Source organism: Bradyrhizobium sp. USDA 3256, assembly GCF_054058275.1.
In genome coordinates, this window is sequence record NZ_JBSSAE010000002.1 from 2,897,349 (window position 1) to 2,910,136 (window position 12,788).

General features: G+C 65.2%; 19 protein-coding genes. 9 read left to right on the forward strand and 10 right to left on the reverse strand.

Going from position 1 to position 12,788, the window contains the following annotated elements:
- Positions 1–72: 72 nt before the first annotated feature.
- Positions 73–1,155 (reverse strand): hypothetical protein, encoded by a 1,083-nt coding sequence (locus ACVWY5_RS15205; RefSeq protein WP_051376006.1) that lies wholly within the window; start codon positions 1,153–1,155, stop codon positions 73–75.
- A gap of 379 nt (positions 1,156–1,534) precedes the next feature.
- On the opposite strand from ACVWY5_RS15205, the gene ACVWY5_RS15210 reads away from it, so the two are divergent.
- The 3 genes from ACVWY5_RS15210 to ACVWY5_RS15220 all read left to right on the forward strand — a co-directional run bounded on the left by ACVWY5_RS15210 (position 1,535) and on the right by ACVWY5_RS15220 (position 2,981).
- On the forward strand, positions 1,535–2,116 hold the full coding sequence (locus tag ACVWY5_RS15210) for a septal ring lytic transglycosylase RlpA family protein (protein ID WP_321177255.1): 582 nt from the start codon (positions 1,535–1,537) through the stop codon (positions 2,114–2,116).
- 382 nt (positions 2,117–2,498) lie between these two features.
- On the forward strand, positions 2,499–2,669 hold the full coding sequence (locus ACVWY5_RS15215) for a hypothetical protein (protein WP_160321804.1): 171 nt from the start codon (positions 2,499–2,501) through the stop codon (positions 2,667–2,669).
- A gap of 105 nt (positions 2,670–2,774) precedes the next feature.
- The gene (locus ACVWY5_RS15220; RefSeq protein ID WP_028332295.1) at positions 2,775–2,981 is read left to right on the forward strand and encodes a hypothetical protein; all 207 of its coding nucleotides are present in this window, start codon (positions 2,775–2,777) and stop codon (positions 2,979–2,981) included.
- Here the strand turns inward: ACVWY5_RS15220 and ACVWY5_RS15225 are convergent.
- The gene (locus tag ACVWY5_RS15225; RefSeq protein ID WP_028332294.1) at positions 2,978–3,706 is read right to left on the reverse strand and encodes a class I SAM-dependent methyltransferase; all 729 of its coding nucleotides are present in this window, start codon (positions 3,704–3,706) and stop codon (positions 2,978–2,980) included. The two genes, ACVWY5_RS15220 and ACVWY5_RS15225, sit on opposite strands and share 4 nt — an antisense overlap.
- A 128-nt stretch (positions 3,707–3,834) precedes the next feature.
- Here ACVWY5_RS15225 and ACVWY5_RS15230 point away from each other — a divergent pair, with 128 nt between their 5' ends.
- Complete coding sequence (locus ACVWY5_RS15230; protein WP_028332293.1) at positions 3,835–4,020, forward strand: hypothetical protein; 186 nt, start codon at positions 3,835–3,837, stop codon at positions 4,018–4,020.
- Between the two features lie 81 nt (positions 4,021–4,101).
- Here ACVWY5_RS15230 and ACVWY5_RS15235 read toward each other — a convergent pair whose 3' ends face one another.
- From ACVWY5_RS15235 to ACVWY5_RS15265, 7 genes are all read right to left on the reverse strand, one after another.
- Positions 4,102–4,338 carry a hypothetical protein gene (locus tag ACVWY5_RS15235; protein ID WP_016840755.1) on the reverse strand — a complete coding sequence of 79 codons (237 nt, stop codon included), beginning with the start codon at positions 4,336–4,338 and terminating at the stop codon, positions 4,102–4,104.
- Between the two features lie 424 nt (positions 4,339–4,762).
- On the reverse strand, positions 4,763–4,936 hold the full coding sequence (locus tag ACVWY5_RS15240) for a hypothetical protein (RefSeq protein ID WP_321177256.1): 174 nt from the start codon (positions 4,934–4,936) through the stop codon (positions 4,763–4,765).
- Positions 4,937–4,945: 9 nt separating this feature from the next.
- On the reverse strand, positions 4,946–5,176 hold the full coding sequence (locus ACVWY5_RS15245) for a DUF6894 family protein (protein WP_028332292.1): 231 nt from the start codon (positions 5,174–5,176) through the stop codon (positions 4,946–4,948).
- Positions 5,177–5,316: 140 nt separating this feature from the next.
- Entirely contained in the window at positions 5,317–5,661 is a 345-nt protein-coding gene (locus ACVWY5_RS15250; RefSeq protein WP_028332291.1) for a tRNA-binding protein, read from the reverse strand.
- Positions 5,661–6,287 carry a LysE family translocator gene (locus ACVWY5_RS15255; RefSeq protein WP_028332290.1) on the reverse strand — a complete coding sequence of 209 codons (627 nt, stop codon included), beginning with the start codon at positions 6,285–6,287 and terminating at the stop codon, positions 5,661–5,663. Before ACVWY5_RS15255 ends, ACVWY5_RS15250 begins: the two co-directional genes overlap by 1 nt.
- A gap of 18 nt (positions 6,288–6,305) precedes the next feature.
- On the reverse strand, positions 6,306–7,178 hold the full coding sequence (pdxY, locus tag ACVWY5_RS15260) for a pyridoxal kinase PdxY (RefSeq protein WP_063616694.1): 873 nt from the start codon (positions 7,176–7,178) through the stop codon (positions 6,306–6,308).
- Positions 7,179–7,188: 10 nt separating this feature from the next.
- Entirely contained in the window at positions 7,189–7,362 is a 174-nt protein-coding gene (locus ACVWY5_RS15265) for a hypothetical protein (RefSeq protein WP_016840760.1), read from the reverse strand.
- Between the two features lie 588 nt (positions 7,363–7,950).
- Here ACVWY5_RS15265 and ACVWY5_RS15270 point away from each other — a divergent pair.
- Both ACVWY5_RS15270 and ACVWY5_RS15275 read left to right on the forward strand, forming a co-directional pair.
- Positions 7,951–8,193: a hypothetical protein gene (locus ACVWY5_RS15270; RefSeq protein ID WP_028332289.1), complete on the forward strand. Its 243-nt coding sequence runs from the start codon at positions 7,951–7,953 to the stop codon at positions 8,191–8,193.
- A gap of 86 nt (positions 8,194–8,279) precedes the next feature.
- Complete coding sequence (locus tag ACVWY5_RS15275) at positions 8,280–8,948, forward strand: FMN-binding negative transcriptional regulator (protein WP_038377178.1); 669 nt, start codon at positions 8,280–8,282, stop codon at positions 8,946–8,948.
- Positions 8,949–9,216: 268 nt separating this feature from the next.
- On the opposite strand, the gene ACVWY5_RS15280 is transcribed toward ACVWY5_RS15275, so the two are convergent.
- Positions 9,217–10,020 (reverse strand): alpha/beta fold hydrolase, encoded by an 804-nt coding sequence (locus tag ACVWY5_RS15280; protein ID WP_028332288.1) that lies wholly within the window; start codon positions 10,018–10,020, stop codon positions 9,217–9,219.
- A 116-nt stretch (positions 10,021–10,136) separates the two neighbouring features.
- Between ACVWY5_RS15280 and ACVWY5_RS15285 the strand changes: the two genes are divergently transcribed.
- From ACVWY5_RS15285 to ACVWY5_RS15295, 3 genes are all read left to right on the forward strand, one after another.
- Entirely contained in the window at positions 10,137–11,075 is a 939-nt protein-coding gene (locus ACVWY5_RS15285; RefSeq protein ID WP_028332287.1) for a LysR family transcriptional regulator, read from the forward strand.
- Between the two features lie 465 nt (positions 11,076–11,540).
- A complete protein-coding gene (locus ACVWY5_RS15290; RefSeq protein WP_028332286.1) occupies positions 11,541–12,278 on the forward strand; it encodes an ROK family protein in 738 nt (245 codons plus the stop codon).
- A gap of 130 nt (positions 12,279–12,408) precedes the next feature.
- A complete protein-coding gene (locus tag ACVWY5_RS15295; protein WP_028332285.1) occupies positions 12,409–12,669 on the forward strand; it encodes a PepSY domain-containing protein in 261 nt (86 codons plus the stop codon).
- The last annotated feature ends 119 nt before the right edge of the window (positions 12,670–12,788 follow it).

The window sequence follows — 12,788 nt, forward strand, 5'->3', positions numbered from 1 at the left end:
AATACGAAGCGTTATCGCGGCCGATCGCGTCATCGCGATCGGCCGCACGCTTTTTTACCGGTCGGTCAGGCTTCAGCGCAGCGGCATCGGCGGCCGAACCACCGGGCCGCCATCATCCGCGTCAACAACAGAGGACTGCTGCTGCACCGGCCGCGGTGCCGCAACCGCCTGCGGGGCGGCGGGAGCCGGCAGCGGCGCTGCTGACGCGGGCGGCGGAGGCGGCGGGATATAGGCCTGCGCCGGCCGGCGGACCGGCGGCGGCGCAACGGCGGCATGCGGCGCTGCCTGTGGCGTGACCGCGGCGCGCGGGCGCGGCGGAGCGACCGGCCGCGGCTCGACGGCCCTGGTCTCGGTCGTCTTCGCGACCCGCTGTGCCAACTGATCCTGGCTGGCCTTGAGCTGGTCGATGCTGGTCTTCAGTTGCTCGATCTGCTGTCCCATCGACGCGAGATCGCGCGCCATCGATTGCAGCAACTGCGTCTGGTCAGGTGTGGCTGCGGCTGGTGCCGCCGCGGCAGCGGGCGCAACCGGCGCTGCTGCAGCAGCCGGAGCCGCGGCAGGGGCGGGCGCCGGCGCGGCTGTGGCAGGCACGGCCGTGGCGACGTCCTGTGGCGGAGTGGCCGGTGCGGCTTCAGCTGCCGCCTGATCGGTGGTCGCCGCCTGTGCTGGCGGCGCACTCGCCTGATCCGAGGCGGAGGCTGCCTTGCCCGGGATCAGCGAAGTCAGTGCAGCGATCTGAGGCGCCCACTCGGCGGCCATCTGCCTGGCGCGATCGCCGTAGTGCTGCCACGCCGCGGTGCCCATGGCGCCGGCGATCGCGAAGCAGAACCAGAAGGCGCGGATCGCCCATTTGCTGGTGGGGCGCGGCGCGCGGTCCAATCTGATGTCGTCAAGTCGGCCGTTATGGCTTGGCGCGCTATAGGCCGGCTCGGCCGGCGGCTCCGGCGCCACTGACGGCGGCACCGAGGCGACGGCCGCGGCGGATGCGACCGGGGGCGCGGACGAAGGCGCGAGGCTCGGGCCGAAATAGGGCTCGCGCTGCCCCGGCGCTGCCCTTCCGGCAGGCGCAACGGCGTTGTCCGGACGTACCGGAGCGAAGCTGGGTTCGATCGCGAAAATATCGTGTGGATCTGCGTCTTTCAGTGTCGATTGCATGGCGGTCCCCGTTTCATTCCAAGGTCAACCGCAAATGGGCGGCCGGCAAATTTACGCTCTGTATTGACCCCTGACCCTGTCCCCACGACTCCAGTCCGGTTTGACCAAAGCAAGGCGAGAGGGTGGAGAGGTTGGGGAGTTTCGGGAACCCCGGCCGGGGACGAAGCGCACGAGCGTCCACGGCCTCTCGCGCAGCGCCCCGTACTGCATTCCGGATGAAAGCTCCCTGGGTTGTGTGGCGTATCCACCACACCCGAGGGCAAATCGCATCGCGTCCGGCAGGTCCGACCGTGCTCCGCCACCGTTCCGCCCCGATTGGATTCGGCTGATAGGCCGTTGGATTTTCGGCTTGGGCTGGGGCGCAAGTTGGGGGTGCAACATGTCACGCGACGATGCAGTCAACTCGTACGTCGGCGTCAGATGCAGCGCGCATGGTGCTGCGGCCTCGATCCTGTTTGCGCATGCCCAAAAGCCGCTCAGGCTGCTTGCTGTGATGATCGGCGCGGCGTCGCTCGCGGCGTGCGCGCAGTCCTCCGTTGTCAGCCAGCGCTCGCAGGCGCTCGCGAGCCGGCCGGCATCGATCGAGCCGTCGCGGGCTGCGTCATCTGCCACGCGCACACGCATCGCCACGGCGCGCAGGCATACGCCTTATGCCTCGCGCAGGACCGGCGACAGCAAGATCGCCTCGCATGGCGTTGCGAGCTTCTACAGCGAGGAGCAGCCGACCGCGAGCGGCGAGAAGTTCGACGGGCGCGAGTTGACGGCCGCGCATCCGACATTGCCGTTCGGCACCAGGCTTCGCGTTACCGACGTCAAGAGCGGCCGTTCGGTCACGGTGCGCGTCAATGACCGCGGACCCTACGTTCCCGGGCGCATCGTCGACGTCTCGCATTCTGCGGCGCAATCGCTCGGCATGATCGGCAAGGGCATCACGAATGTCAGGCTCGACGTCGTGCAGTGAACGGCGTGCTGCAAGCCGGGCTCGGGATTTTTGCCGGCGCAATCGGGAAAAAGTCCCGGCGTTGGGCGCGCTTTAATCCTGTTGCCCGAACGATGGCGGCAAATAGAATTGTTGCCGCTACTTCCCCGCGCTCTCCATTTCCAGGCGCGTGGATTTCTACCCAATGAACCTTCCCCGCCTTGGTGTCCCTCCAGGGCGGGGTTTTTCTTGTGGCCGCCATGGGCGCCGCATGCGTTGACAGGGCAAGCCGGCGCCATAACTTCCGTCCTGCTCTGGAGGGCGGCGATGCCAAACAACAATCAAGAAACTGACGGCTTCGCATTGGGGCGGCCGTCACGGCGCGGGGCATTGCAGCTCTTCCTGGGCGGCGCCGCGGTCATGCTTGCAGCTTGTTGCCGGTCATCGTCGTGGTGCCCTCGCGCGGCGCGTCGAGGCCGACCTCGATCCGGTGCGTGCCTCTGCCGTCCTGGGACCGCAGATGCGATTCGCGCGCAGCGTCAACGTCAACTCATTGGCGCTGGATATGCCGACCTTGATGGGAAAGCTCGCATAGGCGCGTCCGCGGATTGCGCGCTGCCGCATCTTGCGCCGGCGGTTCCACCAAATTGTCACACTCCCAGCGAAATCCGGCCCAAAGCCGCTGCCAACAAATCGCCGGATGGACCACGTCGGCGAGGGACAAGCGTTGGCCTACAAGATGATCGCAGAACGCGAGAACGAAACGGTCAGGATCGAGCGCGAGAGCACCTTCATCATCATCGCCAAGGCCAAGGTCTGGGCGAGCGAAGGGTGGCAGGTGGTAATCACCGACAAGGACGGGAAATCATACCCGCCCGAGGAGTTCGACAAGCTGCTCGCGGCCTAGCGTTGCGCTGACACCAGCAGCATCATCGGGCGTTCGAGCTCGTCGGCCAGTTCGGGCATCGCCTTGATCTGCTCGCGCGTCGGGGAGAATTCCTCGACATGGCGCAGCGTGAAGCCGGCGCCGATCAACGCGTTGAGCGTGGTGCCGATGGTGCGGTGATATTTCAGCACGCCCTTCACATACCAGTCGGTCCGGCGGTCGCCTTCGATGAAATAGCGGTTGACCGGCCAGGTCTTGCGGCCGTCTTCGTCCTGCCCCCAGTCCGGATGGGCCGCCGCCATGTAGACCGGATGCTCGATGGTGAAGACCAGATGCCCCTCCGGGACAAGAGCGCGATACAGCATGCGCGCCAGGCGATCGAAATCCCTGATGTAGTGGAAGGCGAGGACGGAGTAGGCGAGATCGAATGTCGATTTCGGCAGCTCCAGCGTCTCGAGGTCGGCGATCTCGTAGGTGATCGCCGCATCCTGTGTCATGGCCGCGGCGCGGGCGATCATGTTCTGCGAGAGGTCGACGCCGAGCACGTCGGATGCGCCCTGCTCGCGCATCCAGCGCGACACCCAACCGAAGCCGCAGCCGAGATCGACCACGCGCTTGCCCGCGACATCGGGCAGCATGGCGCGGATCGCCGGCCATTCGGGCGCACCGAGCAGTCCGCGGACCTGCCGCGGCAGCTGGCTGTAGCCGGCGAAGAAGCCGGGATCGTCATAGATGTTCTGCGCCATGGCTCTCTCTGTAACCGCCGCCGCGCCGCGTGGGAACGGCTGATTGTGGCGCGCCCGGCGTGCTGCTGGAACCAGATGCGGCGCTCAGTGGTTTCTGATGTCAGCAGTCGACAGCCGAGGAGAGCGCCATGTTAGCCGAGATGCAAATCCACACCATCGCGCGGCAGATGCTGTTGAAGCACGGTCCGGAGGCGATCGCCCAGGCCGCGCAGAACGCCGTGGCCTGCGAGAGCAAGGGCGAGACCGACGACGCGCGCGACTGGCGCCATATCGAGGACGCAATGAAGATGATGCGCGGGCCGCATCAGAGCTGACGGCGGGCAGAGACGACCCGCCGTCGCGCAACAACGCTGGGACCGCGCGAGCGCGATCGCCGCAATCCTAACCGACGGTCGCTAGCCCGCCCGGCGCCACCGCGGCACGGGATCGAGCGGCGTGCGGTAGAGCTCGCGCCGGTCGATGTCGGTGACGCGCACGGCGCAGCCGCGCGCCTTCAGCTCCGGTTTGACCTGCGACAGCTCGTTGGCGAGCTGGTCGGCGCGGTCGGAGGCGAGGCTGATGTCTTCGAGGATGATGGTTCCTTGATTGCGGAACTCGTCCCCCACCACGAGATCGAAGGTGTAGTACGGCATTCCGAAGTCTCCGTTTCGGTTTGCATCACAGGGTAACACTGAGTCGAGCATTCCCTAAGATGCGTGGCGCACAATCAACGTGCGATCGGCGCAAAAACGATGTGCAGCGCATCAAGCACGACGAACGAACAAGCCACGCCGCACGGCGAAGGAGTCCTTTGAACCAGCTCACCGCCATGCCGTTAAGATTTGATTAAAACAGTCGTCGCAAGCTTGAGACCAAGTGGAATCGCAGCGGAACCGGACTCCGGGAACCGGCAGCTGCAGGAGAAGGCCGGTGGCGTAACGCCCGCCGGCCTTTTCTCGTCGGGGATGCCGCGAAGCTAGAGCATGATCCGGAAAAATGCGACGCGGTTTTCCGAAAAGATCATGATCAAACAAAGAGCTAAAGCGCGATGACGATTCGACCCAATCTCATCGCGCTTTAGTCGCGCAGGGCGGCTTGCCGCCGGGCGCGGCACTTCGGGCCGGGCCCGCGCATGTAGTACAGTTCGGGGCGATAGGGGTTGATGACGCCATCGATCAGCGTGACGCAGCGCGCGACGAGGCGGGCGAGGTGGCGCCGCAACGGCCGCAGGGCAAGTTCCATCGAATTCATGGCATGCCCTCAGTGCAGCTCGCCGAGGATGGCGGTGAACGGCAGCTCGAAGATCTCGGTTCCGATGTCGTCGGTGACGTGGACCGCCCAGTTGCGCCAGTCCTCCACGCTCGGTGTCATGACAAAGCTGCGCGCCAGCTGCTCCGCATACACGCGTGCCTCCGCCAGATCCATCGCGGCGCCGGTGCGATCCAGGATGACGTGCTTGTCGTCGGAGCAATGAAAGAAAACTGCGGACATTCTTCCGATTCCCATGCCGAAGCGATTCTCGCGCGTTGCAATAGCAGCGCGCGCGGGCACGGAGAATCCGGGTGATCCCCCATCGGTAAACTACGGGGATTCCAGACGATTTGAATCACGCGGCCGTGATCAGTCCGACGTCAGAAGATCGGCTCGCCGATCGCAACCTCGCTGCGCGGACCGAGCACGATCACCTTGCCACCGGCGTCCTTGGCGCCGAGGATCAGGAGTTCCGAGGTGAAACCCGCGATGTTCTTCGGCCCCAGATTGCAGATGCACACGACCAGCGAGCCGACCAGCGCCGCCGGCTCGTAATTCGTGATCTGCGCGCTCGACCACATGATCCGCCCGGCGCCGATATCGACGCCGACCTTGTAAGACGGATTGCGGGCGCGCGGAAACGGCTGCACCTCGACGACCTCGCCGATCCGGATATCGAGGCGGGCGAAGTCGTCGTAGCTGGCCTGCGGCTTGAGCGGAGACATCAGCGCTCCTGGAACGCAAGGCGGACACCGAGCGCGATATAGATCGTGCCGACCACACGGCCCTGCCACTGCCCGATGCGGCGATGCCGCCTGATCCACGGGCTGATCTGGCCGGCGGCGAGCGCCAGCAGCGAGGTGTAGACCGCGCTCATCACGACGAAGATCAGACCGAGGGTCGCGAACTGCGCCACCGGCGAGCCGTGGCCGGGATGCACGAACTGCGGCAGGAAGGCGAGGAAAAACAGCGCGGTCTTCGGATTGAGCATTTCCGCCCAGATCGCCTGCCGGAACGCACGCCGCGGATCGACCGGCTGCGCCGCCGGCAAATCCAGCTCGTCGTTCTTTTCGAACAGGGCGCGGACGCCGAGCACGATCAGGTAGATCACGCCGGCATATTTCACGACCGAGAACGCCAGCGCCGAGGTCATCAGCACGGCCGAAAGGCCGAATGTCGCCATCGCGGTGTGGACGAGATCGCCGAGCGCGATACCGAACCCGGTCGCGACGCCGACGCGTGCGCCGCCGGTGACCGAACGCGCGAGCACCAGCAGCACCGCCGGCCCGGGGATCAGGAACAGGCCGAGCACGACGGCGGCGTAGGTGAGGAGGGTGGTGATGTCGATCATGAAGACCTGTCCCGGATGTCAGGATGCGGCGATGGCGACCGCCGCGAAGCGCGGCTTCGGATCAAGCATCACGCCGGCGCTTTCGACAATGCGCATTTCCTCGGTTCCGCTCTGCGCCGTGCGCTCCAGCACGCCGTGGACGCTTGAGGCGGCGTGGCTGAGCGCATCCGGCGTCGCCAGGCTGCGCGCGCGGGCGGCGACGAACAGCGCGGCGAACAGATCTCCGGTGCCGGACGGACTGATCGGAACCCGCGGCGTGCGCACGCGCCAGGCGCAAGTCTTGTCGGATTGAGTTCGCTCGATCGCCAGCGTCTCGATCTCGCTCTGCGGCGTGCCCGCCAGCTCGGCGCTGGTGATGACGACGGTCTGAGGTCCCCTCGCCATCAGCGCGCTCGCCTGCGCGACGACGTCATCGATCGTCGTCACGCGTGCGCCGCAGAGGAACTCGAACTCGAAATGGTTGGGCGTGATGATGTCGGCGAGCGGGCAGAGCTGGTCGCGCACCAGCGGCGGAATGTCCGATCGCACGAACATGCCGCGGTCGCGGTCGCCGAGCACGGGATCGCAGCAATAGAGCAGGGCCGGGTTCGCCGCCTTCGCGCGGTCGACGAAGTCGGCGACGTCCATGGCGATGTCGGCCGAGCCGAGATAGCCCGACAGGATCAGCCGCGCGGCCTCGACCGCGCCGCGCTCCTCGATGCCACGCAGCAGGTCGGCGACCAGCTGCACGTCGAGCACCCGGCCGCGGATGGTCGGATAGCCGGGCCGGTTGCTGAGCAGCGTGGTCGGCACGGCGACGACGTCGATGCCGTGCAGCTGGATCGGAAAGCTGGCGGCGCTGTTGCCGACATGACCCCAGGCGACCTGTGACTGGATTGAGATGACGGTCATCTTGTGCGCATCACCCGAACAGTGCGGCGTAGATGACGTAGAGCCAGCCCAGGATACCGTGGATGATCGCCCACAGGATCGAATGGTTCTTGGTGTAGGAGATCGCGATCGCCAGCGCCGAGCCGAACCCCACGCCGTATTTCGCCCCCTCGACGCGGACGCCATAATATCGATTGCCGTTCATGGGGAATCCTTCCAGCGGGAGGGCGTGAGCGTGAAGGCAGCGTAACCTGCTAGTTGCAGTCAGTTCAACGGCGGACACGGCTGCTGCGCGGCTCAGCATGGCGGTGATAGTCCGGGCCCGCGTTTTTCCACATCGTCGTCCCGGCGTAGGCCGGGACCCATACCCCCAGGATCGGGCGATGAGGAAAGCTGTGGCCGCGGCGTCGCGCAACAATCACCTTTTGTGGTTATGGGTCCCGGCCTGCGCCGGGACGACGGTGAATGTGTGACGCGGCCAGTGAGTTATACATCCGCGTTCTCGCGACATGTGGACAGGTCTTGCTGAGTTGCCCGTCGGGCTGTTTTGTCGCAGGCGGCGCAGCCCGGTTTGATTTGCGGGTTCGCGTCGGAACCCCGTCTGTCACGCCGCGATCAACCGAACGTGTCGGATCGACGTGGAAGAAGATGCACGGGTGGACTGTCCTGCATCCAAACGCTTGCCTCATGGCGTCGGAATAAGACGGCAGAGCGATCGATCATGATGTGAGCGCGAACCGATCGGCGGGCGGCGAACAAGGCGCCGGCGTGCCGAATCCAACAGGAGCAACTGATGTCCAGGATCAAACAGGTTGCGGCCGCGCTGACCGCGCTCGCCATGCTGACGGGGTCGGCCATGGCGCACGAAGTGCCGGCGGCGGGCCCATCCGCGCTCGCGAAGAGCCATGCCGCCGCCGGCCGCTGGAGCGGCGGTCCGCCGCGCATGGCGGTCCCGCATTTCGGCGAGTCCGAGGCGCTGCCCCGCGACCAGCCCGGCGGCGTCTGCGATCACGGCGACAATGCCATGATCTGCTGAGCCGGATCGTGCATGGCGGTGATCTCCGGCGAAAGTTGCGCTAGCCTTGCTGGGTCGTCTCCCTCCAGCTCGCGAGCGCCGCCGCCATGCACATCCTCCGTCCCCAGTTTCGCATCGAGCAAGACCGCGCGCTCGCCTTTGCGGCGGCACGCGGCTTCGGCGCCATCGTCGCCGCCGATGCGCGCGGCCCGCGCGCGTCCCACGTGCCGTTCGTGATCGAGCGGCGCGACGATCGCGTGATCGTGCAGATTCATCTCACCGCGAAAAATCCGCTGGTCGAGCTCGCGGACGGCACGCGGCGCTTCCTCCTGATCGTCTCCGGCGATGACGCCTACATCTCCAACGACTGGTATGTCTCACCCGACAACGTTTCGACCTGGCTCTACGAGGCGGTGCATTTGTCCGGCGTCGCGCATCTGCGCGATCACGGCGAGAACCGCGGCCACGGCGACGCGCTACTCGCGGTCTCCGAGGCGCGGCTGCAAAAGCAGCCCTGGGACCTGACGCAGATGGAGCCCGGCAAGCGCGAGGCGATGCTGGCAGGGATCAGGGTGATCGACATCGTCGTCGACGAGATCGAGGGCCAGTCAAAGCTGAACCAGCACAAGAGCGATGCGGATTATGTCGCGCTGGTCAACCGCCTTGCGCAAGTGCAGGAGACGACGAGCCAAAGGCTGGCCGAGAAGATGCGCGCGCTGCGGCCGGAGCTTGAATTTAACGTTGGACGGTGCGCAGGGAGGGGCAGCTCCGTGTAACCCGGCGCTGAGGCGGCAGAGGGCGGATTACGCTTGCGCTAATCCGCGCCATAGAGCCGATCGGCATCGAATCCGCAAACGTGTTGTTAAGAATCGCTCCGCGCTGATTTACTCGATTCCGATTCGTTCTTTGCGAACAAAATGGAGTCGAATGGGGAACATGTGGTGCGTGATCCATGTAGCCCGCATGAGTGAAGCGATATGCGGGGCCTGATCGCGTACTCTTCGAGCGGTCCCGGATGTCGCTTCGCTCATCCGGGCTACGCAGTCATGTGGCGGAGAGCGCCAGGAAGCTCACGACCTCTCGGTTGAATCGATCCCGCTGCTCGATATTGAGGATGTGAACGCCGGGCAGCAGAACGAGCTTGGCATCGGTGATTGTCGCGGCGATATCAGCGCTGTGGCTGGCCCGCGTGACGGTGTCGCTCTCGCCGCCGATCACCAGGGTCGGCGCCGCAATCAGCGAGATGACGCGGCGGAGATCGACGTCGCGCAGTGCGGCGTAACATCCGGCGAGACCGCGCGGCGGCGTGGTCAGCACCATGTTGCGGAATTCGTCGACGACCTCGTTCGGCGTGGCCAGCATCGCCGCCGGAAACCAGTTGCGCATGAAGCCATCCGCGATTCCATTCATGTCCTTGGCCGCAAGCACCGCGCGAATCTGCTCGTCGAACGGCAGTTCGGACGCCAGATAGGACGAGGTGTTCGAGAGGATCAGGCGGTCGATGCGGTCAGGCGCGAAGATGCCGAGCCACTGCCCGACGAAACCGCCGAGTGACAGGCCGAGGAAATGCGCCCGATCGATGCCGAGGGCGTCGAGTAATTCGACCACATCGCGACCGAGCCGGTCCATCGAGTAGGCGCCCGTGGGCGCGTCCGACCCGCCGTGACCGCGGGTGTCGTAGCGGAGCACCCGAAACGACCGGCTGAGGGCCGGCATCGAACGATCCCACATGTGCAGGTTGGTGGCGATCGAGTTCGACAGCGCGAGCACCGGCCGATCGTTGGGACCGTCGATACGGTACGCAATCCGGCAGCCGTCCGCCGTGGTGAAGTGTCGTTCGCCGCTCATCTCATCAGTCCCTTGTGCTGGTGGAAGCCGGCAGGCTTCGCGTCGAGCCAGGCTAGGACTCGCGCCTCCGAAGAAAAATTACTAAGTTTGATCAAACTCTGTAGGGTTTATGGACAATGGATCGGATCAAGCTGCACGATTTGCGTTGCTTTGACGCTGTCGCGACCAAGGGAAGCTTTCAGGCCGCCGGCACGGCGCTGAACCGGTCGCACCCGTCGGTGTTCGCGGCGGTCGCCCGGCTCGAGCAGCAGCTCGGCCTCACGCTATTCGATCGCAGCGGATACCGTATCGGGCTGACGGACGCCGGCCGGACGTTTCACGCACGCGCGCAGGTGACGCTGCGCGAACTCGATCTGCTGCAGGGCTATGCGGAGCAGCTTGCCGGCGGAGAAGAGGTCGTCCTGCGTGTCGTCATCGGCGACCTGTGCCCGCGGCCGCCGGTGCTGCAGATGCTGTCGGAGTTCTTTGCCCGCTATCCCAACACGCGCCTGCACCTCGAATATGAGGCGGTCGGCGGACCGCTCGAGCGCCTGATCGATGACAACGCCGATCTGGTGTTTCATCGCGCGGAGCCGTCCGATCCGCGATTCGAACAGGTCAAGCTCTCGACCACGGCCATGGTGCCGGTCGTCGCTCCCGGCTTTCTGCCGTTTGCGCGGACGAAGAAGGTCACGCCGGAGCAGATGCGCCCCTTCACGCAGTGCGTCATCCGCGACACGGCGCGGCGAGCGTCGTCGGAAAACTTCTTCCTGATCGAAGGTGCGCACCAGTGTAGCGTGCCGGACCAGATGATGAAGAAGGAGCTGATCCTGCATCGTCTCGCCTGGGGCCATCTGCCCGCATGGCTGATCGAGGACGAGCTGCGGGACGGCAGGCTGATCAGCATCGCCGGACCGAATTTTCCGGGCCGCGAGGAAAATCTTGCGGCAGTCCGCCATCGCCAGCATTCGCACGGACCGGTGGCGGAAGCGCTCTGGCTTCATCTCAAGAGCTGGCGGCTCGCTCAGCGTGCAGGGCGGGCGACCCGACCGGACCGCGCGAAGCGCGGCCGATAATTGGCGCGGAGTAACCCGACGCAGTGACGTCGTCGGTGGATGTCCGATTAGGTTAGGCTTGCGTGCATCCGCCGTACAAAGTGCCGCGGCATCGAAGTCGCGCAAACCTATTGTTAAGAATCGTTTCGCGCCGATTTTTCGATTCCGATTCGTTTCGCGCGAACAAACTGGAGTCGGATCGAGAACGTGGCCGCGGTGCGACTCATCGATCGATCAGTGATGCGGGAGAACGCAGTGCGCTTGAGATGCGCCGCGATGTTGCGTGCCGAGAGCAATAATCCCATCATGATACAACATCGATTGTTCGGATGCGGTCGATGTATGTGCGTTGTTAACATCTGGATCGCGCCGATTTTCCTGATTCCGATTCGTTCTTCGCGAACAAATTGGAGTCAGATGCAGAACGTCGCTGTGGCGCGCGATATGTTTCTCTGCTCCACTCGGCGCGCATAGGAGAGCGGATTGATGGCCAAGAAGGCAGGCAACAAGACCAGCAAGAAGACGAACGGGCCCGCGTCGCGCCGCACCGTGCTGGCGATCGACGTCGGCGGCACGCATGTGAAGGTCATGACCGACAAGGAGCGCGTCAAGCGCGAATTCGAGTCGGGTCCAACTCTGTCCGCGACCGAGATGGTGCGGCAGGTCAAGTTGCTGACCAAGGACTGGTCCTATGACGTGATCTCGGTCGGTTATCCGGGACCCGTCGTTCACAACCGTCCGCTGACCGAGCCGCACAATCTCGGCCGCGGCTGGGCCGGTTTCGATTTTCACCGCGCGTTCGGCCGCCCGACCAGGGTCGTCAACGATGCGCTGATGCAGGCGATCGGCAGTTATCAGGGCGGCCGGATGCTGTTTCTCGGCCTCGGCACCGGCCTCGGCTCGGCGATGATCGTGGATGGTGTTTACGAGCCGATGGAGCTCGGTCATTTGCCGTACCGCAAGGGCGCGACGTTCGAGGATTATGTCGGCGCCGCGGGTCTCGAGCGGCGCGGCCGGAAGAAGTGGCGCAAGAGCGTCGACGACGTCATCGCGCGGCTGTCCGCCGCGCTGGAGCCCGAGTACATCGTGCTCGGCGGCGGCAATGCCGACAAGGTCGACAACCCGCCGCCCAAGGTGAGGTTCGGCGACAACGCCAACGCATTCGAGGGCGGATTTCGAATGTGGAAGAAGCGAGCGCGCAAGGCGAACGGCGCGCGTCGATGAAACCGGAACCGCCACCAAATCGCCGCAACTGCCGAAGTTTCGCGCTGCTTCGTCACCCCTGTTGTCGGAACTGATTGGGGGCGCCGCTCGTTTGATGCGGCATAACATCCCGTTCCATGAGGAGTGAGCCATGCGAAGTTTCATTATTCCCGCGATCGCGGCCCTGGCGATCGGCGCAGCGACGCCGGCGATGGCCTACGATTCCGGCAGTCAGATCTCGATGGAGGCCGCGCTCGATGTCGCGACCGGTCTCGGCATCGTGACGGTGTCCAACACCCAGTTCCTCGGCGACGAGTGGGAGGTCGAGGGGCGTGACCGCCTCGGCCGCTGGATGCAGGTCGATGTCGACGCGCGGACCGGCGAGGTGCGCAACGTGGATCGCGGCTGGTAACCCGCGTCTTCACCACTGCGTGAAAATTCGAAACGGCCGGCGGAGCAGGGTGCACGCCGGCCGTTCGTTATCCAGAACTGTCTGATGCCGTGCTTTGGCTGAATGGCATAAAGCTGGGG

What these genes read in the sequence shown, in the direction of transcription:
- ACVWY5_RS15205 (WP_051376006.1), bottom strand. Translation starts at nt 1,155, where the DNA reads ATGCAATCGACACTGAAAGACGCAGATCCACACGATATTTTCGCGATC.
- ACVWY5_RS15210 (WP_321177255.1), top strand. Translation starts at nt 1,535, where the DNA reads ATGTCACGCGACGATGCAGTCAACTCGTACGTCGGCGTCAGATGCAGC.
- ACVWY5_RS15220 (WP_028332295.1), top strand. Translation starts at nt 2,775, where the DNA reads ATGGACCACGTCGGCGAGGGACAAGCGTTGGCCTACAAGATGATCGCA.
- ACVWY5_RS15225 (WP_028332294.1), bottom strand. Translation starts at nt 3,706, where the DNA reads ATGGCGCAGAACATCTATGACGATCCCGGCTTCTTCGCCGGCTACAGC.
- ACVWY5_RS15230 (WP_028332293.1), top strand. Translation starts at nt 3,835, where the DNA reads ATGTTAGCCGAGATGCAAATCCACACCATCGCGCGGCAGATGCTGTTG.
- ACVWY5_RS15235 (WP_016840755.1), bottom strand. Translation starts at nt 4,338, where the DNA reads ATGCCGTACTACACCTTCGATCTCGTGGTGGGGGACGAGTTCCGCAAT.
- ACVWY5_RS15240 (WP_321177256.1), bottom strand. Translation starts at nt 4,936, where the DNA reads ATGAATTCGATGGAACTTGCCCTGCGGCCGTTGCGGCGCCACCTCGCC.
- ACVWY5_RS15245 (WP_028332292.1), bottom strand. Translation starts at nt 5,176, where the DNA reads ATGTCCGCAGTTTTCTTTCATTGCTCCGACGACAAGCACGTCATCCTG.
- ACVWY5_RS15250 (WP_028332291.1), bottom strand. Translation starts at nt 5,661, where the DNA reads ATGTCTCCGCTCAAGCCGCAGGCCAGCTACGACGACTTCGCCCGCCTC.
- ACVWY5_RS15255 (WP_028332290.1), bottom strand. Translation starts at nt 6,287, where the DNA reads ATGATCGACATCACCACCCTCCTCACCTACGCCGCCGTCGTGCTCGGC.
- pdxY (WP_063616694.1), bottom strand. Translation starts at nt 7,178, where the DNA reads ATGACCGTCATCTCAATCCAGTCACAGGTCGCCTGGGGTCATGTCGGC.
- ACVWY5_RS15265 (WP_016840760.1), bottom strand. Translation starts at nt 7,362, where the DNA reads ATGAACGGCAATCGATATTATGGCGTCCGCGTCGAGGGGGCGAAATAC.
- ACVWY5_RS15270 (WP_028332289.1), top strand. Translation starts at nt 7,951, where the DNA reads ATGTCCAGGATCAAACAGGTTGCGGCCGCGCTGACCGCGCTCGCCATG.
- ACVWY5_RS15275 (WP_038377178.1), top strand. Translation starts at nt 8,280, where the DNA reads ATGCACATCCTCCGTCCCCAGTTTCGCATCGAGCAAGACCGCGCGCTC.
- ACVWY5_RS15280 (WP_028332288.1), bottom strand. Translation starts at nt 10,020, where the DNA reads ATGAGCGGCGAACGACACTTCACCACGGCGGACGGCTGCCGGATTGCG.
- ACVWY5_RS15285 (WP_028332287.1), top strand. Translation starts at nt 10,137, where the DNA reads ATGGATCGGATCAAGCTGCACGATTTGCGTTGCTTTGACGCTGTCGCG.
- ACVWY5_RS15290 (WP_028332286.1), top strand. Translation starts at nt 11,541, where the DNA reads ATGGCCAAGAAGGCAGGCAACAAGACCAGCAAGAAGACGAACGGGCCC.
- ACVWY5_RS15295 (WP_028332285.1), top strand. Translation starts at nt 12,409, where the DNA reads ATGCGAAGTTTCATTATTCCCGCGATCGCGGCCCTGGCGATCGGCGCA.